Origin of the sequence: Paraburkholderia sp. JPY419, assembly GCF_050435705.1 — a bacterium.
GTDB lineage: Bacteria > Pseudomonadota > Gammaproteobacteria > Burkholderiales > Burkholderiaceae > Paraburkholderia > Paraburkholderia youngii.
Genome location: NZ_JBNDKV010000002.1, coordinates 1,198,268 through 1,219,348, shown reverse-complemented (window position 1 = coordinate 1,219,348; position 21,081 = coordinate 1,198,268). Strand labels below are relative to the sequence as shown.

At 63.7% G+C, this 21,081-nt stretch carries 23 protein-coding genes; 6 read left to right on the top strand and 17 right to left on the bottom strand.

The genetic code is table 11. The features are described 5' to 3' along the window. Positions 1 to 13: 13 nt before the first annotated feature. From QFZ91_RS11765 to QFZ91_RS11685, 17 genes are all read right to left on the bottom strand, one after another. On the bottom strand, positions 14 to 319 hold the full coding sequence (locus tag QFZ91_RS11765; RefSeq protein WP_176366975.1) for an urease subunit beta: 306 nt from the start codon (positions 317 to 319) through the stop codon (positions 14 to 16). Between the two features lie 25 nt (positions 320 to 344). After that, a complete protein-coding gene (gene ureA / locus QFZ91_RS11760) occupies positions 345 to 647 on the bottom strand; it encodes an urease subunit gamma (protein WP_429567330.1) in 303 nt (100 codons plus the stop codon). Positions 648 to 756: 109 nt separating this feature from the next. Continuing rightward, complete coding sequence (locus tag QFZ91_RS11755) at positions 757 to 1,569, bottom strand: transporter substrate-binding domain-containing protein (RefSeq protein WP_176121116.1); 813 nt, start codon at positions 1,567 to 1,569, stop codon at positions 757 to 759. 215 nt (positions 1,570 to 1,784) lie between these two features. After that, positions 1,785 to 2,654, bottom strand: a complete 870-nt coding sequence (locus tag QFZ91_RS11750; protein ID WP_429567329.1) for an urease accessory protein UreD — start codon at positions 2,652 to 2,654, stop codon at positions 1,785 to 1,787. 71 nt (positions 2,655 to 2,725) lie between these two features. Further along, positions 2,726 to 2,923 (bottom strand): hypothetical protein, encoded by a 198-nt coding sequence (locus QFZ91_RS11745; RefSeq protein ID WP_176109348.1) that lies wholly within the window; start codon positions 2,921 to 2,923, stop codon positions 2,726 to 2,728. 59 nt (positions 2,924 to 2,982) lie between these two features. Then, positions 2,983 to 3,342, bottom strand: coding sequence for a hypothetical protein (locus tag QFZ91_RS11740; RefSeq protein ID WP_429567328.1), 360 nt, complete (start codon positions 3,340 to 3,342; stop codon positions 2,983 to 2,985). A gap of 151 nt (positions 3,343 to 3,493) precedes the next feature. Beyond that, on the bottom strand, positions 3,494 to 4,186 hold the full coding sequence (urtE, locus tag QFZ91_RS11735; protein ID WP_176366978.1) for an urea ABC transporter ATP-binding subunit UrtE: 693 nt from the start codon (positions 4,184 to 4,186) through the stop codon (positions 3,494 to 3,496). Between the two features lie 50 nt (positions 4,187 to 4,236). Further along, entirely contained in the window at positions 4,237 to 5,100 is an 864-nt protein-coding gene (urtD, locus tag QFZ91_RS11730) for an urea ABC transporter ATP-binding protein UrtD (protein ID WP_368623641.1), read from the bottom strand. Positions 5,101 to 5,110: 10 nt separating this feature from the next. Then, positions 5,111 to 6,301: an urea ABC transporter permease subunit UrtC gene (gene urtC, locus QFZ91_RS11725; protein ID WP_184227814.1), complete on the bottom strand. Its 1,191-nt coding sequence runs from the start codon at positions 6,299 to 6,301 to the stop codon at positions 5,111 to 5,113. 1 nt (position 6,302) lies between these two features. Beyond that, complete coding sequence (gene urtB / locus QFZ91_RS11720; protein ID WP_429567327.1) at positions 6,303 to 7,937, bottom strand: urea ABC transporter permease subunit UrtB; 1,635 nt, start codon at positions 7,935 to 7,937, stop codon at positions 6,303 to 6,305. 188 nt (positions 7,938 to 8,125) lie between these two features. Next, entirely contained in the window at positions 8,126 to 9,424 is a 1,299-nt protein-coding gene (urtA, locus tag QFZ91_RS11715; protein ID WP_176109344.1) for an urea ABC transporter substrate-binding protein, read from the bottom strand. Positions 9,425 to 10,022: 598 nt separating this feature from the next. Continuing rightward, the gene (locus QFZ91_RS11710) at positions 10,023 to 10,424 is read right to left on the bottom strand and encodes a hypothetical protein (RefSeq protein ID WP_429567326.1); all 402 of its coding nucleotides are present in this window, start codon (positions 10,422 to 10,424) and stop codon (positions 10,023 to 10,025) included. An 11-nt stretch (positions 10,425 to 10,435) separates the two neighbouring features. Next, positions 10,436 to 11,173 carry a LysM peptidoglycan-binding domain-containing protein gene (locus tag QFZ91_RS11705; protein ID WP_429567325.1) on the bottom strand — a complete coding sequence of 246 codons (738 nt, stop codon included), beginning with the start codon at positions 11,171 to 11,173 and terminating at the stop codon, positions 10,436 to 10,438. 554 nt (positions 11,174 to 11,727) lie between these two features. Next, positions 11,728 to 12,156: an STY0301 family protein gene (locus tag QFZ91_RS11700; protein WP_429567324.1), complete on the bottom strand. Its 429-nt coding sequence runs from the start codon at positions 12,154 to 12,156 to the stop codon at positions 11,728 to 11,730. Continuing rightward, complete coding sequence (locus tag QFZ91_RS11695) at positions 12,150 to 12,545, bottom strand: BPSL0067 family protein (RefSeq protein WP_429567323.1); 396 nt, start codon at positions 12,543 to 12,545, stop codon at positions 12,150 to 12,152. Before QFZ91_RS11695 ends, QFZ91_RS11700 begins: the two co-directional genes overlap by 7 nt. Before the next feature lie 238 nt (positions 12,546 to 12,783). Next, complete coding sequence (locus QFZ91_RS11690) at positions 12,784 to 13,107, bottom strand: rhodanese-like domain-containing protein (RefSeq protein WP_018431735.1); 324 nt, start codon at positions 13,105 to 13,107, stop codon at positions 12,784 to 12,786. 88 nt (positions 13,108 to 13,195) lie between these two features. Further along, the gene (locus QFZ91_RS11685; RefSeq protein ID WP_429567322.1) at positions 13,196 to 13,849 is read right to left on the bottom strand and encodes a protein-L-isoaspartate O-methyltransferase family protein; all 654 of its coding nucleotides are present in this window, start codon (positions 13,847 to 13,849) and stop codon (positions 13,196 to 13,198) included. Positions 13,850 to 14,136: 287 nt separating this feature from the next. On the opposite strand from QFZ91_RS11685, the gene QFZ91_RS11680 reads away from it, so the two are divergent. The 6 genes from QFZ91_RS11680 (at position 14,137) to QFZ91_RS11655 (ending at position 21,059) form a co-directional block, all read left to right on the top strand. Further along, positions 14,137 to 15,225 carry a LacI family DNA-binding transcriptional regulator gene (locus tag QFZ91_RS11680; RefSeq protein ID WP_429567321.1) on the top strand — a complete coding sequence of 363 codons (1,089 nt, stop codon included), beginning with the start codon at positions 14,137 to 14,139 and terminating at the stop codon, positions 15,223 to 15,225. A gap of 3 nt (positions 15,226 to 15,228) precedes the next feature. After that, positions 15,229 to 16,716: a sugar ABC transporter ATP-binding protein gene (locus tag QFZ91_RS11675; protein WP_429567320.1), complete on the top strand. Its 1,488-nt coding sequence runs from the start codon at positions 15,229 to 15,231 to the stop codon at positions 16,714 to 16,716. Further along, entirely contained in the window at positions 16,697 to 17,710 is a 1,014-nt protein-coding gene (locus QFZ91_RS11670; protein ID WP_013088671.1) for an ABC transporter permease, read from the top strand. Before QFZ91_RS11675 ends, QFZ91_RS11670 begins: the two co-directional genes overlap by 20 nt. 100 nt (positions 17,711 to 17,810) lie before the next feature. Further along, on the top strand, positions 17,811 to 18,773 hold the full coding sequence (locus QFZ91_RS11665; RefSeq protein ID WP_429567319.1) for a substrate-binding domain-containing protein: 963 nt from the start codon (positions 17,811 to 17,813) through the stop codon (positions 18,771 to 18,773). A gap of 68 nt (positions 18,774 to 18,841) precedes the next feature. Beyond that, entirely contained in the window at positions 18,842 to 19,891 is a 1,050-nt protein-coding gene (locus tag QFZ91_RS11660) for a sugar phosphate isomerase/epimerase family protein (protein ID WP_429567318.1), read from the top strand. Positions 19,892 to 19,907: 16 nt separating this feature from the next. Then, the gene (locus QFZ91_RS11655) at positions 19,908 to 21,059 is read left to right on the top strand and encodes a Gfo/Idh/MocA family protein (protein ID WP_429567317.1); all 1,152 of its coding nucleotides are present in this window, start codon (positions 19,908 to 19,910) and stop codon (positions 21,057 to 21,059) included. The last annotated feature ends 22 nt before the right edge of the window (positions 21,060 to 21,081 follow it).

The following is a 21,081-nucleotide window of genomic DNA, read 5'->3' as shown; positions in this document are numbered from 1 at the left end:
CGCGGGCAGCGCATCACAGCTTGCCCATCACCTTGCCGTTGAAGCCGTACACGACGCGCTCGCCCGCCAGCGCGACGAGCTCGACTGTGCGCTCCTGGCCGGGCTCGAAGCGCACCGCGGTACCCGCCGCGATGTTCAGCCGAAAGCCGCGCGCCGCTTCGCGATCGAATGACAGCGCGTCGTTCACTTCGTAGAAGTGGTAATGCGAGCCGATCTGCACGGGACGGTCGCCGGTATTCGACACGACCAGCGTGAGCGTCGCGCGGCCCGCGTTCAGTTCGTGCTCGCCGTCGTCGATGAGGAGTTCGCCGGGAATCATGGGGCCTGCCTTGACGAAGAGGACTTCAGGGAATCGGATGATGGACGGTGACGAGCTTGGTGCCGTCGGGGAACGTCGCTTCGACCTGGATGTCGGAGATCATTTCGGGGACCCCCTCCATCACGTCGGCGCGCGTGAGCAGCGTGGTGCCGTAGTGCATCACTTCGGCGACGCTCTTGCCGTCGCGCGCGGCTTCCATCAGCGCGGCGGTGATGAAGGCGACCGCTTCCGGATAGTTCAGCTTGAGGCCGCGCGCACGGCGCCGTTCGGCGAGCAGCGCGGCGGTGAAGATCAGCAGCTTGTCCTTCTCGCGAGGTGTCAGCTTCATCGGGTGTGGGTCTCGGCGTTGAGGTGTCGTGGCGGCGTGGTCGTCGCGCCATCAGCCGGTCAAGGTATCAAGCCCGGCTAACGGCGCGCTTACAACTGCGCTTGCAAGATTACAGGTCGGCGGGCAGCGGTGCGCCGAACCACTTCTTCGACATCGCACCGAGCGTGCCGTCCTGCTTTGCCTGCGCGATCGCGGCATCGACCTTCTGTTGCAGACGCGGCTCGTTTTTATTCATGCCGACGAAGCAGGGCGAGTTCTTGATCACGAACTTCGGCTCCGGACGGCGCGGCGGGTTCTTCGCGAGGATCGCGGCCGCGACGATGTTGCCGGCCGCGATCAGCTGCACCTGGCCGGACAGGAACGCGGCGATCGTCGCGTTGTTGTCCTCGAAGCGTTTGATCGTCGCGTTCGGCGCCATCTGCGTGAGACCGATTTCCTCGAGCGCGCCGCGCGTCGCGCCGACGGTCTTGCCTGTCAGATCGGCAGGACCGCTGACCTTGATATCGGCGGGACCGAACACGCCCTGGTAGTACGGCGCGTACGCGCTCGAGAAGTCGATCACTTTCTCGCGCTCAGGCGTTTTGCCGAGCGACGAGATCACGAGATCGACCTTGCCCGTTTGCAGATACGGAATGCGGTTCGCGCTGTTGACCGGCACCAGTTCGAGCTTCACGTTCATCGCTTTGGCGAGCAGCGCGGCCGTGTCGATGTCGTAGCCCTGCGGCTTCATGTCGGGACCGACCGAGCCGAACGGCGGATAGTCTTCGGGCACGGCGACCTTCAGCACGCCGGCCTTGGCGATGTTGTCGAGCGTGTCGGCGTGCGCGGCGCCCGCATGAAACGCGAGGTCGGCGACGATGGGCAGGGCGAGCAATGCGGCCAGCAAGGTGCGGCGCGCGGAGCGGGAGAGGGTGCGGGTCATCGGCGTGAGCGGTGGTGGTGTCGTTGGAGTCGGGTCGTCGCTGGCTTCTTCGTGTCCGGCCGCGAAGTGGCGAATCCAACGCAAACTGTGTGCCATCGCGCTGGGCTGTGGCTGGGCGGCACGCTACGCCGGTTCGCGCACATGGTTGGGGCGTGCGCGTGCGCCGCCTTGGTGCGCGAATAGGGTGATCAAGACGAAAGCGGGAAGCCGTGCGCTCAGGTCGACCAGATCCGCAACGGCACCGCCGCGACACCGTGCACGACCGGCCGCAATTGCAGCCAGCAGCGCGTGAGCGCGTGCTGCAGCGTTTCCATCGAGCGTGACACCGCGCGCACGAGCAGTACGCCGTTGGTCACGCACGAGGCTGCCGCTCGCAACGTGTCGTCGAACGGCAGTTGCGCGGTGAGCGACTCGGCGAGCGCGTCGTCGCAAGCGGCGCCTACTGCCCACAGCGTGCCGTAGGCCGGAAAGCCGGCGAGACCCTGCGGCGCGTCGCGCAGCGGATCGTCGGCGCTGAGAGTCGCGCGTTCGAACCACAGCAGCTCGCCATTCGCGCCGACGATGCGCGACACTGCGCGCAAGCTACCCGCCGACCAGCGTTCGCCGGCCGCCTGGCGTCCGAGCTGCGTCGCGTCCCAGCCGATCGCGCTCGCGCCGGCGCCGAGCGTCAGCGAAAAATCGAGTTGCGCGTTCGCGTGATCGAACACGATGTTGTTCTGCGGCAGCCAGTCGAGCTTCGCCTGTTCGCCGACCCTGAGCGCGATGCACTGCCGCGCCGCGCGGCCATTCGACTTGTACCACTTGGTTGCGCCCGGCGTCGTCAGCACCGCATGTGTGTGCGCGGCGAGCGTGATGTCGATGTCGAGCTGATCGCCACCCGCGACGCCGCCGGGCGGATGCACGATCACCGCGTGACAGATCGCCGGGCCTTCCGGATAGAGCGGCCGTTGCACGCGCAGCGGCCCATCGTGAAGCCGGTGGGCGAGCGTCGTGCGAGCGTCGCCGCCGACGAAGCCGAGCTCGAGTCGCGCGCGCCACGAGGAGTGCGTGGCGGCGAGCGAGGCGAGATTTTCGTGGAGCGACATGCGGATGAAAGGGGAACCGGCGTGCGGCGAGGATAGCACGCGGTCGCCGCGCGAGAGCCGCGCGCTAGCGACTACGACGCAGTGCCTTCAGGCGAGGCCTCGGTCACCGACAGCACCTTGATGCCCTCCCACTGCGGATGCAGCAGCCGCAGCAACGCGACGATCGCGCGCGGGGTGTTTTCCTGGACGGTCAACGAGTCGCTGCCTGTCTCGATTGCTTTCTTGCCATGTCGGCAGTACTGATACTCGACGTGAACCGTCACGGACATACTTTTCTCCCTTCTCTAACGATGTTGTGTTGCTAACCCAGGTTTTACCGCGGCAGTGTCTAGCGCACGCGGGTCGGCGCGGTGTGATCGTCCACGCCGCGTTCCGCGCGATTGATGAACCCGCAGTCGAGCAAGAGCTGACAGAAGGCTTCCGGCGAACACGACGGACCGGTCGTCTCAGCCATTCTCGCGAGGACGTCCTGGAACGACGCGAGCACGTGCCAGCTGTCGTAGTACGCGTGCAGCTGGGGCGCGAGTTCGTTGCCGAGCTTCTCCCAGCGCACCGACAGCATGCCGACCGTACCGCCGCTGTGTACCTCGAATAAACCAAAGGTGACTGCCGACACGACGTTCATCACCCTGCAATAGGAGGCTGGGTTTCTGTAAAACTCGCGTCTGACCTGCTTGTTGTCGTCCATGGTGTCCACCTCGTCGAACCGTTGCGGCGCTGCCTAGCCTGTGTAACGGTTGCGCGGCGGATAACTTGAGTGGTGAGCTTCAGTCGCGTCAGATGGGGCCGACGGCGCGGGCCGCAAGCTTTCTAATGGCTGTTGCAGATTGAAGAAACGCTTACACGGCAATCAAGCCCCGCACTCCATCGGCATCCATGTTCGCCCCTTCACCGCCCGCGATGATTTCGCCGCGACTCATCACCCAGTAACGATCGGCGATCGCTTTGGCGAAATCGTAGTACTGCTCGACGAGCAGCACCGTCATGCCCATGTCCTCGACGAGCTGCCGCAGCGTGCGGCCGATGTCCTGAATGATCGACGGCTGGATGCCCTCGGTCGGCTCGTCGAGGATCAGCAGTTGCGGCTCGCTCATCAGCGCGCGGCCGATCGCGAGCTGTTGCTGCTGACCGCCGGACAGATCGCCGCCGCGCCGGTTGCGCATGTCCTCCAGCACCGGGAACAGCTCGTAGATGCGATCGGGGATTTTCTTCGGCGACCTTCTGCTGGCGGCGCCCACCAGCAGGTTTTCCTCTACGGTCAAGCGCGGAAAAATATCGCGGCCCTGCGGCACGTAGGCGAGCCCCTGGGCGACGCGCGCATGCGTGGGTAGTTTCATCAGCGGTTCGCCGCGCCACGCGATCGCACCGCTTTTCGCGGGCACGACGCCCATCAGGCAGCGCAGCAGCGTGGTCTTGCCGACGCCGTTGCGCCCTAGCAGCACCGTCAGCTTGCGGTCGGGCACCGTGAGCTTCACATCGCGCAGAATATGGCTGCCGCCGTAGTACTGGTTCAGTCGGTCTACTTCGAGCATGGTTCAGTCATCCTGTCGGGTTGACGATGCGGTACCGCCTCGAGCTGCAATCAGCGGCCGAGATAAGACTCGATCACGGTCTCATCGCGCTTCACTTCGTCGAGCGTGCCGTGCGCGAGCACGCGGCCTTCGGCCATCACCGTCACCTTGCCCGTATCGCCCGCGAGCGCCGCGACGAACTCCATGTCGTGCTCGACGACCATCATCGAGCAGGTGCCGCGCAGGTGGTTGAGCAATTCGGCGAGCTGCATCGTTTCGTCGTCGGTCATACCGGCCGCGGGTTCGTCGAGCAGCAGCAATGCTGGGCGTTGCATGAGCAGCATGCCGATTTCGAGGCGCTGCTTCTGGCCGTGCGATAGCTCGCCGGCGAGCCTGCGGGCTTCGCTTTCCAGCCCGATCAATGCGAGCGTTTGCTCGATGCGCGCCTGAGCGTCTCGATCGAGCCGCGCGCGCAGCGACGCCCACCAGCCCTTGTCGGTTTTCATCGCGAGTTCGAGGTTTTCCCACACCGGATGCTGCTCGAACACGGTCGGCTTCTGGAACTTGCGGCCGATGCCGGCGCGCGCGATCGCCGGTTCGTTCATCCGCGTCAGATCGATCGACTGGCCGAGAAACACCTTGCCGTGATCGGGTGCGGTCTTGCCCGTGATCACGTCCATCATCGTCGTCTTGCCCGCGCCATTCGGGCCGATGATGCAGCGCAGTTCGCCCGCGTCGATCGCGAGCGATAACGCGTTGAGTGCGCGAAAGCCGTCGAAGCTGACGGTCACGTCTTCGAGGTACAGGATCGTGCCGTGCGATACGTCGATCTCGCCGGGCACGACCGTGTGCCCCATGCTCGCGACGCCGCTCAGCGAGCGTTCCGGCGGTGCTTCGGGCAAATCCAGATCGGGAACCATCGGGTTTTCGTTCATCAGCGGTTCCTCAGCGGTTTCTTTTGCGCGTCAGCAGATCGGCGAGACCCATGATGCCGTTCGGCAGCAGCAGCGGCACCAGCACGAAGATCAGGCCGAGAAAGAACAGCCAGTATTCGGGGAAGTTCGCTGTAAAGAAGCTCTTCGCGCCGTTCACCGCGAACGCGCCGATGATCGGTCCGATCAGTGTGCCGCGTCCGCCGACCGCCACCCAGATCGCCATTTCGATCGAGTTGCCCGGCGACATCTCGCCCGGATTGATGATGCCGACCTGCGGCACGTACAACGCGCCCGCGATGCCGCACAGCACCGCCGACACGGTCCACACGAACAGCTTGTACGCGAGCGGGCTGTAGCCGAGAAACATCAGCCGCGTTTCGCCGTCGCGCACCGCGGTCACGACACGGCCGAGCTTCGAGGTGACGATCGCGCGCGCGCCGATGAACGCGGCGATCAGCACCGCAAAGGTGATCAGCAGCAACACGGCGCGGGTGCCCTGATGCGTGATCGGAAAACCGCCGATGCGCTTGAAGTCGGTAAAGCCGTTATTGCCGCCAAAGCCCGTTTCGTTGCGATAGAACAGCAGCATCGCGGCGAAGGTCATCGCCTGCGTGATGATCGACAGATACACGCCCTTCACGCGCGAACGGAACGTGAAGAAGCCGAACACCCACGCGACCACGGCCGGCACCAGCACGACGAGCAGCAGCGCGTAGCTGAGATGCTGCGTGCCTTGCCAGTACCACGGCAACTGGTGCCAGTCGAGAAACACCATGAAGTCGGGCAGATCGCTGCCGTACTTGCCGTCGTGACCGATCGCGCGCATCAGGTACATACCGATCGCATAGCCGCCGAGCGCGAAGAACAACGCGTGACCCAGACTCAGGATGCCGCAGTAGCCCCACACCAGATCGAGCGCCAGCGCGGCGATCGCATAGCACATGAACTTGCCGGTCAGCGTCATCGCGTACGCGGACAGATGCAAGGCGCTCGTCTGCGGAATCACCAGCGCGGCGAACGGCACGCCGAGGCCGACCACGATGATCAACGCGATCAGCGCGAGCCACGCGCGACGCGACAGCAACGCGGGTCGCGGTGGCAGGCCGAGCGCAAAGCCGGTGTTGAACTCGCGCGCGGCGCCGGCACCCGCGCGCGACGACGCCGCGGAAGAGGGGTTCGCCGATGAAGTAGCCGATGCCATCTCATGTCTCCGCGCTGCGGCCCTTCAAGGCGAACATGCCCTGCGGACGCTTCTGGATGAACAGCACGATCAGCACGAGTACCGCGATCTTCGCGAGCACCGCGCCCCAGAACGGTTCGATCGCCTTGCTGACGAGCCCGAGGCCGAAGCCGCCGAGCACGGTGCCCGCAAGCTGGCCGACACCGCCTAGCACGACCGCCATGAAGGAGTCGATGATGTAGCTCTGGCCGAGGTCGGGCCCGACATTGCCGATCTGCGACAGCGCGCAGCCGCCGAGCCCCGCGATGCCCGCGCCGAATGCGAACGCATACGAATCGACGCGCGCGGTTTTTACGCCGACGCACGCGGCCATCCGGCGGTTCTGCGTGACCGCGCGCACGAACAGACCCAACCGAGTGCGCGTGAGCACGGCCCACGCGATCGCGACGACGATCAGCGAGAACGCGAGAATCGCGAGCCGGTTGTACGGCAGGATCAGGTTCGGCAGGACGGTGACGCCGCCGCTCATCCACGACGGATTGACGACCTGGACGTTCTGCGCGCCGAACAGCATGCGGGTCGCCTGAATCAGGATCAGGCTCACGCCGAAGGTGGTCAGCAGCGTTTCGAGCGGGCGGCCGTACAGATGCTTCAGTACGAGCCGCTCGAGCACGATGCCGACCAGCGCGGCCGCGACGAAGGAGGCCGGTATCGCGAAGAGCGGATACCAGTCGAACGCGTTGGGCGCGAAGCGCTGAACGAGGTTCTGCACGACGTAGGTCGCGTAGGCGCCGATCATCAGGAATTCGCCGTGGGCCATGTTGATCACGCCGATCAGGCCATACGTGATCGCCAGGCCGAGCGCGGCGAGCAGCAGCACGCTGCCGAGCGACAGCCCGGCGAACAGCGTGCCCGCGATCTGGCTGCGGCGCTGGATCGCGTCGAGCTCGTCGATGCCGCTTTGCGCGGCCGCGCGCACGCGTTCGTCGGTTTCGACAAACGTGCCGTCGGCTTTCTTCGCGACTAGCGGGCGCAGCAACTCGTTCATTTCGAGGTCGTGGCGCGCGGCGACCAGTTGCACGGCTTCGAGACGCTTCGAAGGGTCCGGGTCGTGCAATGCGCTCATCGCCCACAGCGTGTCGAGACGCTTCTTCAGCGCGGGATCGGTTTCTTTGGCGCGCGCGGCGTCCACCAGCGGTTTGATCGATGGATCGGGGTTTTTCAGCAGCGCATCGATGGCGGCTGCGCGTGTCGCCTGGTCGGGCGACGCGAGTTGCAGACCCGACAGCGCGCCCGCTACTTTCGAGCGCAGCAGGTTGTTCAGCGTGATGGGTTGCCCGTCGTTCGCGGCGACCGGTTGGCCGGTGACGGCATCGCGGGTGGCGTCGCCGTCCTGCAGCAGTACCTCGCCTGAGTCGGTGGCGAGCGCGCTGTCGTCGGCGAGGGCCTTCAGCACCGCGAGCGACGCGGTATCGTGCGTGGCGATTAGTTTGTCGATCGCGGCGGACTTCGCCTCGAAGTCGTCGCCGGCGAGCGGCGCGACGTCGGCCTGGGTCAGCGCGAATGCGGCGCCCGGCGCGGCGGCGAGAAGGACCGCGAGCGGCAGCAGGAGCGCCGCGCCGCGTCGTCGTACGGAAGTCGGAAATGAAAACGCCATGATGGCCTTTTGCACTGGTTGAATCGATGAGCCGCTCGGGCGCGCGAGGGTGCCGCCGCGGCTTCAGCGGGGCGTCGCCGCGCGTGCGCTGCGCGTGCCGGTACGCAGGCCGCACGGCGCGGCACGCGGCTGCTGCGGCGAGACACGCGCGGTTCGCCGCGCGCCGCGGTGCGACTCGCGCCGACACGTCACGCGACGCGCGAGCGCCGCAGGAACGCCGGAATCGAGCTGACCACATCTGGCTTGCCCGCATTGCCGGCGATGAACGGGCTCCACGGTTGCGCGCGGATCGGCCCCTTGGTACGCCACACGACGTTGAACTGGCCATCCGCGCGTACCTCGCCGATCATCACCGGCTTGTGCAGATGGTGGTTGCCGTCCATCTCCAGCGTGAAGCCCGACGGTGCCGCGAAGGTCTGCCCGACCATCGCGACGCGCACCTTGTCGACGTCGGTGCTCTTTGCTTTCTCGACCGCCTGCTTCCACATATGGATGCCGACGAAGGTCGCCTCCATCGGATCGTTGGTCACGCGCTTCGTGCCACCCGGCAGGTTGTTGTCCTTGACCCACGTGGCCCATTGCTTCTTGAACTTCTCATTGGACGGGTTGCGCACCGACATGAAGTAGTTCCAGGCCGCAAGATTGCCGACGAGCGGCTTCGTATCGATGCCGCGCAGTTCCTCTTCGCCGACCGAGAACGCGACGACCGGCACATCCGATGCCTTTAGCCCCTGGTTGCCGAGTTCCTTGTAGAACGGCACGTTCGAATCGCCGTTCACGGTCGAGATCACCGCGGTCTTGCCGCCTTGCGAGAACGTCTTGATGTTGGCGACGATGGTCTGATAGTCGCTGTGACCGAAAGGCGTATAGACCTCCTGAATGTCGGCTTCCTGCACGCCCTTCGATTTGAGGAATGCGCGCAGGATCTTGTTGGTCGTGCGCGGATACACATAGTCGGTGCCGAGCAGGAAGAAGCGCTTCGCGCCGCCGCCTTCGGCGCTCATCAGGTATTCGGTCGCGGGAATCGCCTGCTGGTTAGGAGCTGCGCCCGTATAGAACACGTTGCGCGACATTTCCTCGCCTTCGTACTGCACCGGATAGAACAGCAGGCCGTTCAGTTCCTCGAACACCGGCAGCACCGACTTGCGCGACACCGAGGTCCAGCAGCCGAATACGACCGCGCATTTGTCCTGCGTGAGAAGCTGGCGCGCCTTCTCGGCGAACAGCGGCCAGTTCGACGCCGGGTCGACGACCACCGGCTGGATCTGACGGCCCATCACACCGCCGTTCTTGTTGATGTCGGCGATCGTCATCAATGCGGTGTCTTTCAGCGACGTCTCGGAGATCGCCATCGTGCCGGACAGCGAATGCAGGATGCCCACCTTGATCGGACCGCTATCGGACTGCGCGTGCGCGAACGGCACGCGGCCCGCGAGCGCGAGCGCGCCGGACATGGAGCCGTACTTCAACAGACTGCGACGTTTCATGTGCTTTCCCCTTGTCATTGATGGTCACTGTTTATGAGCGCCGATTTCAGCCAGCCTGGCTGAGCTCGCACGGCTTGCCGCTCGTCTACTGCAAGGCACATGCCATGTGATGCTTTCGACGCAATGCGCGTGCGATGCCTGTGGTGGCGCGGTTATGGGCGCGGGGGTGGCGACTCGGTCCATCGATGGCACGGCGCGAAACTGGTGCAGTCGCGCGCGGCGCGCCTCGTTCGGGTGCGCGTCGCGCCGCGACGAAGCGTGCTTTGACGCCAGCGAAGCGTCGCTGGCGCGGGCGGAGCGTCGGCGGTGCATAGGCGCCTTGGGGACGCCGCGCTTTTGTGCATGGCGTAGGCGCTGCCTCACACCGGAGCACCAGTGATACTGAATGCTGGTCAGGGAGACCGGACATGATCGAACGCGCCGCCGTCAGCCGACCCGATAAGTCCGCTTTCTGAATGCCCTTCACCGCGAACCGTCAGTTGGAGAGCACGCCGCGGCTGCTCGCGAGCGCGAAAGGGATGTACTACACCACGCGCGACGACCGCGCTGGACTATTCAGTTCAAAAATTTGTAGAAAGGGGGGTGTCACGCAATGAGCTTAATCTGGTCCTACCATTAAACACGACAAAACTTGCCGTTCGGGTAACGGGGAATTATTCCAGTCTGGCAAATCCCTTTTTCGAAATCCTTCCAAGGACTGGTAACCACTCACATTCCAGTTGTGCCCACTTGCGTGCTCAAGTTCCACAATCTTGAATCGACACTGGCGACCTCGATTTTTCAAGTGAAAGACAATGCGTCTTTGATCATCGCTGAAATTCTTTTCCAGGATTTCGTAGCGTGTCGGCTTGCAGACGCTATACGTTGAATTCCATTGAATTGTGTTGGCTCGCACGTAGAGCGCACCGGAACACGCACGACCTGTTCCCTCAAAATCCCCTTTAAAACCGACTTCGGCGCCAATCGCTATGCTTGACATGCTGTAGAGAATGATGTACATCGCCGTCATTTTCACTGAGCACATAATGCAGCCTCCCCCTTGTGGATCAGGCTCAGCGCATAATCCAGCTTCTGGGGATATAGGGAATCGCCGGAGTTGTAGTTTTTCGCGATGCTTGATGTCGTAATAATTTTCCAGCTAACAATGACTTTCTTCAGCGAAGCCTTCTGATATTTCAGTACTTGACCGGGTCTCAATAGATGGAAGGAAGGATTGAGTTTCTGTATCACTTCAATAGTGCTTCCATTTGTCTTGGCGATCTTGGCGATGCTGTCCCCTGACAGTACCCTGGCTTCGTAAATTGTGGCGTCTGCGTCCGGGACGTTTTTGATCGCATAATTTGCCGTCCGCATCAGTAAGTAGCCAATACCAGCAGCGATATTATGATAGGGATTCGTTATTGCACTACCAAAGGTGAGGCGATTCATCCACGTTGGGGGAATAATCAAATCTCCTCCTTCATTGCCAGCTAATAGCACTCGCAATCCTGGATCGCCGGGATTACCTATTTGAATCGGATTCGATTCCCATTTCTTGCTTTCCGCACCGGTCTCCACCCAAATCATCGCCTTGATGAGCCGCCAATCCAACGGCCTGTACCTGGCAGTTCCCGACAGGTGCCGGTTGTACTGGTTCACGGTCATCTGGATTGCGCAATCGTAGAAGTTCCATTTAGCATTGCCCACAGCGCTATTGATACCCTCTTGCCATTTCTCATAGCCAGTCTTCTGTGGTGCTTGAACAGCCATATGACTCCTCCCTGGGGTTGAACTCGACATAGCGCCGGGAATCCGAAGCAATAGTGTCTAATAGACGACTCAGATACAGACAGCGACATACGTGTGTCGAACATCTATCCAAAGTCGCTGCCCGGATCGGCAGTGATCAGATAATCGCCGTGCAACAGGTTGTCCGTATATGGGCGACGGCCCAAATTTCCCTTCCTTAGTGATGGCGTGCAACAGCCGTCGCTCGGCGGGGTAGCCCCACAAGAACTGCCGGACCTTGCTCAGTGATGGGTTGAATGACGGGCCCAAAAAACAGCAAAGACCCCGCAAGGCAAAGATCTTGCGGAGTCTTTGCCAGCATTTCCGGCGCAGCACAAAAGAAAAACGGCGCAAGGACCATCAGCCCTTGCGCCGTTTCAACGCGCTGCCTTGGCAGTGAATCTCAGAAGGTCGGAACCGACGGACCGACCTGACGCGATCACACGTCGATCCCACCTTGCAGATTGAACACGTGGGCATGTCCGCGCGATTCGAGGAACATCGCGCCCTGCACGATGCGCTGCTCGTGAGCCTGACTAGTCGCAGCTAATCTTCTTGACGACTCCACCCGGGCCATAAACAAGCTGGCATTCTTTATAGGAAGCGGGTAGTTGCCTTGTAAGGACGATGCCAGTTCCCTCATATCGACACCCGAGCCAGACCGGGATACTGCTTGGTCGAAAGCGCCACCGGGCTATTCGGTCGTGGCCCGTCAAGGCTGTGTCGCTAGTAGGGACGATGCTTGCGTTCTTTCTAGGATCGTCATCGAAGAATGTTATCCCCTGCAAAAAGCGAGGTGACGTATCTAGCTGGGGAGTCCATTCTTGGGATATCTGTTGACTCAATGACTCATTGACTGAAATTGATGGCAAGCACGTCAATTCTGTTGCTGCGCAAGCCTGATTCGCGAGAGCGGCGCCAAGTGACGCGATTACCGCTACCGCAAAGAGATTAGATTTCACCATTCGATCACCGAGAAAGCATTCGCATCGTTGCTCAAGCCACCGGAATGCGGGTGCCAATATATAGTTCGCCGGCGTACCTGGTTCTGACTGTTCCACTGATCCATCACCTGAATACCACTAGCGTCCTGTCCGAGATAGATAGCAGCGTGCTTGCCCGTCCTTCCATGTTGCGGATACCGGCCTCCCACAAACGTTGCAATAGCGGTTCCGGGCGGGACCGGATCTGTTTGACCAGGCGCCACCCTCACGATTTTCATGCCCTCGCGCCACACCGCTGTATGGGGTGCGTTCAAGGTTTGCCGGATGAACTCAACGCACTCGGTATGACCTTTTGCATTGGGAAAGCGCTTTCTGCTGTAGGTCGTCGCGTTAGCCAATATGTGAAGCATATCGATTGTCTCGTCGTGCCTATAGAGCCTCGAAGGCTACGCGCGAAACTTCACCGTACATATGGGCATATTCCGAAAAGATATGGCTGAATAACGCGTCAGCAAAAACAAAGACCCCGCAAGCCAAAACCTTGGCTTGCGGGGTCTTTGCCAGCATTTCCGACGCAGCACAAAAGAAAAACGGCGCAAGGACCATCAGCCCTTGCGCCGTTTCAACGCGCTATCTTCGCGCCGAACCTCAATAAGTCGGAACCGACGGATCGACCTGACGCGACCACGCATCGATGCCACCCTGCAGATTGAACACATTGGTGTGTCCGCGCGATTCGAGGAACATCGCGACCTGCGCACTGCGCGCGCCGTGATGGCAAATGCAGACGATCTGCGCGTCGTCATCGAGTTCTTCGCTGCGCGCGGGAATCTCGCGCATCGGAATCGACACGACGCCGGCCATGGACGCGGTTTGCAGTTCCCACGGCTCGCGCACGTCGAGCAGCACGGGTGCGGGACGCGAGGTATCGGCGAGCCATTCGGCGAGTGCAGGAGCGGTCAGATTTTGCATCAGCGAGATATCCAGTTCGTGGGACGGTGGCTTACTCGCCGCCCGTCCAGATCAACAATACAACTCGAAGAGCAGCGAAAACCGCCGCTTAGAACCTGAACCGCGCCGGCTGCACTGCATTGGCGAGCGGCTCGACATAGGTTTCGAACACGTCGGAGATGCGGTATTGCTTCTCGTCGATGCGCGTGATGATTTGCGCCTTCATCACCGGCGCGCTGCCGACGAACGCCGCGAGACGGCCGCCGACCTTCAGCTGTTCGAGGATTTCCTGCGGCAGCACCGGCAGACCGCCCGACACGCAGATCACGTCATACGGCGCCGCGCCGCTCCAGCCGCGCGAAGCGTCGCCGGTCACGACTTCGACGTTCAGCACGCCGTTGGCGATCAGGTTGCTCTTTGCAAGCTCGGCCAGTTCCGGTTCGATGTCGACGCTCAGCACGTGTTGCGCGCGATGCGCGAGCAGCGCCGCCATATAACCCGAACCCGCGCCGATTTCGAGCACGCTTTCGTGCTTCTTCACCGCCAGCTCCTGCAGCACGCGCGCCTCGACGCGCGGCGCCAGCATGTGCTGGCCGGCCGGCAGCGGCACTTCGAAGTCGGCGAAAGCGAGGTCGCGGTAAGCGGCGGGGACGAAATTCTCACGTTTGACGATCGACAGCAGATTCAGCACGTCCTGGTCGAGCACTTCCCAGGGGCGGATCTGCTGTTCGATCATGTTGAAACGCGCTTGCTCGATGTTCATGGTGGATTCGGCGGTTTTGGTTTGGCGAGCGGGCGACGATTGCCGCTGACTTTTGTCCTGACCCGGCCACGGCGGATTGCCGACGGCCGCGGCCTCCGAAAGGCGTTCGCTTTGCAAGCCGCGTCAGGAGAACTGCGGGATTGTACCAAATGGCGGACTTGCGCCGGACGCTCGCGGGCAAGTGCCAGGCCGGCCCGCCCCCGTGTTAATCCCTAGCGATCCGGGCTTGCGATTCGCATCGCCATCGCCACAAAATGTAATCGATTACATTTTCGCTGCGAGGTCGTGTGTCCCGAACGCCGTCCCGATCGTCGCCGGCCGCGTCGTCCGGCGCGGGCAGTCAACCGCTACGTCAGACGCCGAGGCGCTCGCCGCGCACGGCCGATGAGCCGTCGATCGCCGGCGTGGCCGAGCAGGCGGGCGTGTCGGTCGCGACGGTGTCGCGCGTGCTGAACGGCCACGACAATGTGCGGCCCGCCACGCGCGACAAGGTACTCGCCGCGATCGACGCGAGCGGCTACCGCGTCAACGAACTCGCGCGCAATCTGCGCACCGCCGAAAGCCGCCTGCTGCTGACGATGGTGCCGGACTTCGGCAATCCGTTTTACGCCGAGATCGTGCGCGGCATCGACAGCGTCGCGCGTCAGCACGGCTACTTCATGCTGCTATGTGACACCGGCGCGGACCCGGGCCGCGAGCGCAGCTACTTCGACATGCTGCGGCGTCGCCGCGCGGACGGCGCGATCTGCCTCGATCCGGCGACGATCCAGCAGGCGCTCGGCGAGGCGTCGCAGGCGCTGCCGTGGGTCGCGTGCTGCGAGTTCGATCCGGAGATGGGCGTGCCGTACGTCGGCATCGACAACTATCGCGCGGCCGGCGACGCGGTGCGCCATCTGCTCGCGCGCGGTCACCGGCGCATCGGCCTGATCAATTCCGACGTCGACTATCTGTATGCGCGCCAGCGTCAGCAAGGCTACCTCGACGCGTTGAGCGACGCGGGCATCGCGCCCGATCCGCGCTGTCGCATGAATCTGAACAGCCTCGATTACGAGGCGGGCGCGTCGGCCGCAGCCGGGTTGATGCAGCAGTCCGATGCGCCGAGCGCGATCTTCGCGGTGTCGGACACGCTCGCGATCGGCGTGATCCACGGCTTGCGCAGCGTCGGCAAGCGCGTGCCCGACGACGTCGCGGTGGCCGGCTTCGACGACATCTCGCTCGCCGCGCAGATCGATCCGCCGCTCACGACGATCGCGCAGCCGATGCGCGAGCTCGGCGAGACCGCCGCGCGTTTGCTGCTGCAGCGTCTCGCGAATCCGCAGGCCAACGTGCCGGGCGTGCTGCTGCCGCATCGTCTGGTGATTCGTGGGAGCGCGTGAACCATGAGCCTCGCGATCCGCTTCGACGACATCCGCAAGGACTTCGGCCCGGTGCGCGTGCTGCACGGCGTGAGCTTCGAGCTGGCGCCCGGCCGCATCTACGGTCTGCTCGGCGAGAACGGCGCGGGCAAATCGACGCTGATGAAAATCCTCGCCGGTTATGAAGCGGCAACCTCGGGCAGCGTGCTGGTCGATGGTCACGCGCAGCGCTTCGCCGGTTCGCGCGACGCCGAGGCGCAGGGCATCGTGCTGATCCACCAGGAGTTCAATCTCGCCGAGCATCTGACGATCGCGCAGAACATGTACCTCGGCCACGAGAAGCGCCGCGGCTGGTTCCTCGACGATGCCGCGATGCGCAGCGACGCCGCGCGCTATCTCGCGCAGGTCGGGCTCGAGCGCGCGCCGGACACGAAAGTGCGCGAGCTGATCGTCGCGGAAAAGCAGATGGTCGAGATCGCGAAGGCGCTGTCGCGCCGCGCGCGTCTGTTGATCATGGACGAGCCGACCGCGACGTTGACGCCCGCCGAAACCGAGCGGCTCTTTGCGCTGATGCTGAAGCTGAAGGCCGATGGCGTGACGATCGTCTACATCTCGCACAAGCTCGATGAAGTGGAGCGCATCACCGACGAGGTGATCGTGATGCGCGACGGCCGCTTCGTCGCGCGCGGTCAAACCTCGGGGCTCGCGCGTCAGCAGATGGCGAACCTGATGGTCGGACGCGACGTGTCCGACATGTTCCCCGACAAGCAGACGGTGCCCGCCGACACGCCGGTCGCATTGCGTGTGAGCGGCCTGACGGTGCCCGACTGGGTCGAGGATCTGAGCTTCGACGTGCGTGCGGGCGAAGTGCTCGGCTTCGCGGGCCTCGTCGGCGCGGGCCGCACCGAGGCGTTTGAGGCAATCATCGGCTTGCGCAAACGCACCGGCGGCACGATCGAAATCGCCGGCCGGGCAGTCGATCTGAAGAACCCGCGCGATGCAATGCGCCACGGTCTCACGTATCTGAGCGAGGACCGCAAGGGCAAAGGCCTTCATGTCAACATGAGCCTGCAGGACAACGTCACGCTGATGACGCTCGAACGCTACGCGCATCCGCTGCTCGATCTGAAAGCGGGGCGCGCGGCGTTGCAGAAGGCCGTTGGCGAATTCGGCATACGCACCGGCGACCTGTCGAGCCGCGCGCGCATGCTGTCGGGCGGCAACCAGCAGAAGCTCGCGCTCGCGAAGTTCCTGCAGCCCGACCCGAACGTGATCGTGCTCGACGAACCGACGCGCGGCGTCGACGTCGGCGCGAAACGCGACATCTACTTCCTGATTCATCGTCTCGCCGCGCAGGGCCGCGCGGTGATCGTCATTTCATCCGAACTGATCGAGCTGATCGGCTTGTGCCATCGCGTCGCCGTGATGCGCGCGGGACACCTGCAAGCGACGCTGACGCTCGAGCATCTGACCGAAGAGGAGTTGATCGCTCATGCGACCGGCACCCACTGAAGCCGTGCAATCACGGCGCGCGCTGCGCGTCGCGCAGCGGCTCTACACGCTCGGGCCGCTCGCCGGGCTGATCGTGCTGTGCATCGTCGGCACGCTGCTCAACCGCGACTTCGCGACGCTCGACAACCTGATGAACGTGCTCACGCGCACGTCGTTCATCGGCATCATCGCGGTCGGCATGACCTTCGTGATCATCTCGGGCGGCATCGATTTGTCGGTCGGCTCGATGGCCGCGTTGATCGCCGGCATCATGATCTGGCTGATGAACGGGCTCGCGGCCGGTGCTACCGGTCATGCGTTGCCGCCGTTGCTGATCGTGACGATCGGCATCGTCGCGGCGTTCGTGCTCGGCGCGCTGTTCGGCTGCGCGCATGGGCTGCTGATCACCAAAGGGCGCATCGAGCCGTTCATCGTCACACTCGGCACGCTGGGGATTTTCCGCGCGGTGCTGACATGGCTCGCCGATGGCGGCGCGCTGACGCTCAACGATTCTCTCTCCAATCTGTATGGTCCCGTCTATTACGCGAGCCTGTTCGGTGTACCGGTCCCGATCTGGGTGTTCCTCGTAGTCGCGGCGGGCGGCGCGCTGATCCTCAATCGCACCGCGTTCGGCCGGCACGTGCAGGCGATCGGTTCGAACGAGCAGGTCGCGCGTTACGCGGCAATTCGCGTCGATACGGTCAAGATCGTCACGTACGTGCTGCTCGGGATCTGCGTAGGCGTGGCTACCGTGCTCTACGTGCCGCGCCTCGGCTCCGCCACGCCGACCACCGGCCTGTTGTGGGAGCTCGAAGCGATCGCGTCGGTGGTGGTCGGCGGCACCGCGCTCAAGGGCGGCGAGGGACGCGTGATCGGCACCGTGATCGGCGCGATCCTGCTGTCGGTGATCGCGAACATCCTGAACCTGACCAGCATCATCAGCGTGTATCTGAACGCGGCGGTGCAGGGCGTGGTGATTATTTTCGTCGCGTTCGTGCAGCGCGGGCGGCGGTAGACGTGCGTTTCAAGCAGGTGTAGCAAGGCAGGCGCGGTAAACCAACGGCAGGTCCGAAAAATCGGGGCGAGCGAACGCCTCTTGATTGGAGACACACACCATGAAGCAAGTCATTCGAGCGATCGGCGCCGGCGTGCTGGCGTTGGGGATACTGGGCACGGCGGGCGCGGCGCGCGCCGACGACAAGGTCACGCTGGGCGTCGCGATTCCGACGGCCGATCACGGCTTTACCGGCGGCATCGTCTGGTGGGCGAACAAGGCGAAGGAGGATCTCGAGAAGGCGCATCCCGACCTGAAAGTGATCGTGAAAACGGCGGCCAACGCGCCCGAGCAGGCGAACCAGTTGCAGGATCTGGTGACGGTCAACAAGATCAATGCGCTCGTGATCTTCCCGTATGAATCGGCGACGCTGACGCAACCGGTCGAGCAGGTGAAGCGCAAAGGCGTGTACGTGACGGTGGTCGATCGCGGTCTGACGAACACCAGTGCGCAGGATGCCTACGTGGCCGGCGATAACACCGCGTTCGGCAAGATTCCGGCCGAGTATCTGGCGAAGGCGCTCGACGGCAAGGGCAACGTCGTCGCGCTGCGCGGCATTCCGACCACGCTCGACAACGAACGCTGGACCGCCTTCACCGGCGTGCTGAAGAACTATCCGGACATCAAGATTCTCGACGCGAAGTACGCGAACTGGAATCGCGACGACGCGTTCAAGGTGATGCAGGACTACCTGACGCGCTTCAAGCACATCGACGCCGTGTGGGCCGCCGACGACGACATGGCGGTCGGCGTGCTGAAGGCGATCGATCAGGCCAAGCGCAACGACATCAAGATCGTGTTCGGCGGCGCGGGCTCGAAGGGCATGGTGAAGAACGTGATGGACGGCGCGCCGATGATCAAGGCCGACGTGTCGTACTCGCCGAAATTCATCTACGACGCGATCAAGCTGACGGCCGAAGCTCGGCTGAAGGGCGACAAGCTGCCGCCCACGACGATCATTCCGTCGGTGCTGATCACGAAGGAAAACGCCCAGCAGTTCTATTTCCCCGACTCGCCGTTCTGAGCGGCGCTCCGAGCATCGTCCAACGCGCGCGGGTGCGGCCCGCGCGCAACGTTCGAGGAACCGTAAAGATGAAAACCATCAAAGGGCCGGCGATTTTTCTCGCGCAGTTCATGGGCGACGACGTGCCGTTCGACAACCTCGCGCATCTCGCCGATTGGGCCGCGGGTCTCGGCTTCAAGGGCATCCAGGTGCCGTGCGACCCGCGCCTGATCGATCTCGAGAAAGCGGCCGCGAGCGACGCGTACTGCGACGAACTGCGCGAGACCGTCGACAACGCGGGCGTCGCGATCACCGAACTATCGACGCATCTGCAGGGCCAACTGGTCGCCGTGCATCCGGCATACGACACGCTGTTCGACGGCTTCGCCGCGCCGCACGTGCGCGGCAAGCCGGCGGCGCGCACCGAGTGGGCGATCGCGCAGATGAAGCTCGCGGCGCAGGCGTCGCGTCGCTTGGGCCTGAGCACGCATGTGTCGTTTTCGGGGGCGCTCGCGTGGCCGTATATCTACCCTTGGCCGCAGCGGCCGGCCGGTCTCGTCGAAACTGCGTTCGACGAACTCGCGCGCCGCTGGACGCCGATTCTCGATGCGTTCGACGCGGCCGGCGTCGACGTCTGCTACGAACTGCATCCGGGCGAAGACCTGCACGACGGCGTGACGTTCGAGCGCTTTCTCGCGGCGGTCAAACAGCATGCGCGCGCGAACATCCTGTACGACCCGAGCCATTTCGTGCTGCAGCAGCTCGACTATCTCGCGTTCATCGATATCTATCACGAGCGCATCAAGGCGTTTCATGTGAAGGACGCGGAGTTCCGTCCCACCGGCAAGCAGGGCGTGTACGGCGGCTATAGCGGCTGGGTCGAACGCGCGGGGCGCTTTCGTTCGCTCGGCGATGGGCAGATCGACTTCGGCGCGATCTTCTCGAAGATGGCGCAGTTCGATTTTCCGGGCTGGGCCGTGCTCGAATGGGAATGCGCGTTGAAGCATCCGCACGACGGCGCGCGCGAAGGCGCGGAGTTCATTCGTCGGCACATCATCCGCGTGGCCGAGCGTGCGTTCGATGACTTCGCGGGCAGCGGTGTCGATACCGCGCAGTTGAAGAGCGTGCTGGGCATCTGACATGGGAGCGCAAACGATGCAGCGAAGAAGGCTCAGGCTGGGCATGGTCGGCGGCGGGCAGGGCGCGTTCATCGGCGCGGTGCACCGGATCGCCGCGCGGCTCGACGATCGCTTCGAACTGGTGGCGGGCGCTTTGTCGTCCGATCCTGAGCGCGCGCGGGCGAGCGCCGTCGAAGCGGGCATCGCGCGAAGCTACGCGGACTGGCGCGAGATGGCGCGCGCCGAGGCCGCGCGCGACGACGGCATCGACGCGGTCGCGATCGTCACGCCCAATCATCTGCACGCGCCGGTCGCGACGGCATTTCTCGAAGCGGGCATCCACGTGATCTGCGACAAGCCGCTCGCGGTCTCGCTCGCCGAAGGCGAAGCGCTCGCGAAGCTCGCGCAGTCATCAAAGCGGCTGTTTGCGGTGACGCATACCTATTCGGGCTACCCGCTGGTGCGGCATGCGCGCGAACTGGTCGAACGGGGCGAGCTGGGTGAGATACGCGTCGTGCAGGTCGAGTATGCGCAGGACTGGCTCGCCGAGCCGCTCGAAACGGGCGGCGCCAACAAGCAGGCGGGCTGGCGTACCGATCCGGCCTTGGCGGGGCCGGCCGGGTGCCTCGGCGATATCGGCACGCACGCGTATCAGCTGGCCGCTTTCGTGACGGGGATGATGCCGCGCGCGCTGTCGGCCGAGCTGCACACGCTCGTGCCGGGGCGTCGTATCGACGATCACGTGCAGGCGATGCTGCGCTATGCGAACGGCGCGCGCGGCATGTTGTGGGCGAGCCAGGTGGCGAGCGGCGCGGAGAACGCGCTGCGCTTGCGCGTGTATGGCACGAAGGCGGGGCTCGCGTTCGATCAGGAGGAGCCGAACGCGTTGTGGTTCACGCCGCTAGGCGGCGCTGCCGAGCGATTGACACGCGCGCGTGTGAAAAGTGCGGTTGCCGCGCATGCGACGCGCGTGCCGGTCGGGCATCCGGAAGGCTATCTGGAAGCGTTCGCGCAGTTGTACAAAGATGCGGCGTTGCAGATCGATGCACTGAACGAAGGCCGCGCACCGCCGGCGGAAAGCCTGTTGTTGACGACGGTCGAGGATGGCGTCGACGGATTGCGGTTTATCGAGGCGGTGCTGAAAAGCAGTGCGGCGGACGGGCGGTGGGTGGAGATCGAAGGGGGGTAATGCATCGCAACGAAGCGCCAGG

What these genes read in the sequence shown, in the direction of transcription:
- QFZ91_RS11705 (WP_429567325.1), bottom strand. Translation starts at nt 11,173, where the DNA reads ATGGCTGTTCAAGCACCACAGAAGACTGGCTATGAGAAATGGCAAGAG.
- urtC (WP_184227814.1), bottom strand. Translation starts at nt 6,301, where the DNA reads ATGGCATCGGCTACTTCATCGGCGAACCCCTCTTCCGCGGCGTCGTCG.
- QFZ91_RS11660 (WP_429567318.1), top strand. Translation starts at nt 18,842, where the DNA reads ATGAAAACCATCAAAGGGCCGGCGATTTTTCTCGCGCAGTTCATGGGC.
- urtA (WP_176109344.1), bottom strand. Translation starts at nt 9,424, where the DNA reads ATGAAACGTCGCAGTCTGTTGAAGTACGGCTCCATGTCCGGCGCGCTC.
- QFZ91_RS11750 (WP_429567329.1), bottom strand. Translation starts at nt 2,654, where the DNA reads ATGTCGCTCCACGAAAATCTCGCCTCGCTCGCCGCCACGCACTCCTCG.
- QFZ91_RS11675 (WP_429567320.1), top strand. Translation starts at nt 15,229, where the DNA reads ATGAGCCTCGCGATCCGCTTCGACGACATCCGCAAGGACTTCGGCCCG.
- QFZ91_RS11745 (WP_176109348.1), bottom strand. Translation starts at nt 2,923, where the DNA reads ATGTCCGTGACGGTTCACGTCGAGTATCAGTACTGCCGACATGGCAAG.
- ureA (WP_429567330.1), bottom strand. Translation starts at nt 647, where the DNA reads ATGAAGCTGACACCTCGCGAGAAGGACAAGCTGCTGATCTTCACCGCC.
- urtD (WP_368623641.1), bottom strand. Translation starts at nt 5,100, where the DNA reads ATGAACGAAAACCCGATGGTTCCCGATCTGGATTTGCCCGAAGCACCG.
- QFZ91_RS11710 (WP_429567326.1), bottom strand. Translation starts at nt 10,424, where the DNA reads ATGTACATCATTCTCTACAGCATGTCAAGCATAGCGATTGGCGCCGAA.
- QFZ91_RS11740 (WP_429567328.1), bottom strand. Translation starts at nt 3,342, where the DNA reads ATGGACGACAACAAGCAGGTCAGACGCGAGTTTTACAGAAACCCAGCC.
- QFZ91_RS11695 (WP_429567323.1), bottom strand. Translation starts at nt 12,545, where the DNA reads ATGCTTCACATATTGGCTAACGCGACGACCTACAGCAGAAAGCGCTTT.
- QFZ91_RS11655 (WP_429567317.1), top strand. Translation starts at nt 19,908, where the DNA reads ATGCAGCGAAGAAGGCTCAGGCTGGGCATGGTCGGCGGCGGGCAGGGC.
- QFZ91_RS11755 (WP_176121116.1), bottom strand. Translation starts at nt 1,569, where the DNA reads ATGACCCGCACCCTCTCCCGCTCCGCGCGCCGCACCTTGCTGGCCGCA.
- QFZ91_RS11700 (WP_429567324.1), bottom strand. Translation starts at nt 12,156, where the DNA reads ATGGTGAAATCTAATCTCTTTGCGGTAGCGGTAATCGCGTCACTTGGC.
- QFZ91_RS11765 (WP_176366975.1), bottom strand. Translation starts at nt 319, where the DNA reads ATGATTCCCGGCGAACTCCTCATCGACGACGGCGAGCACGAACTGAAC.
- urtB (WP_429567327.1), bottom strand. Translation starts at nt 7,937, where the DNA reads ATGGCGTTTTCATTTCCGACTTCCGTACGACGACGCGGCGCGGCGCTC.
- QFZ91_RS11690 (WP_018431735.1), bottom strand. Translation starts at nt 13,107, where the DNA reads ATGCAAAATCTGACCGCTCCTGCACTCGCCGAATGGCTCGCCGATACC.
- QFZ91_RS11685 (WP_429567322.1), bottom strand. Translation starts at nt 13,849, where the DNA reads ATGAACATCGAGCAAGCGCGTTTCAACATGATCGAACAGCAGATCCGC.
- urtE (WP_176366978.1), bottom strand. Translation starts at nt 4,186, where the DNA reads ATGCTCGAAGTAGACCGACTGAACCAGTACTACGGCGGCAGCCATATT.
- QFZ91_RS11665 (WP_429567319.1), top strand. Translation starts at nt 17,811, where the DNA reads ATGAAGCAAGTCATTCGAGCGATCGGCGCCGGCGTGCTGGCGTTGGGG.
- QFZ91_RS11670 (WP_013088671.1), top strand. Translation starts at nt 16,697, where the DNA reads ATGCGACCGGCACCCACTGAAGCCGTGCAATCACGGCGCGCGCTGCGC.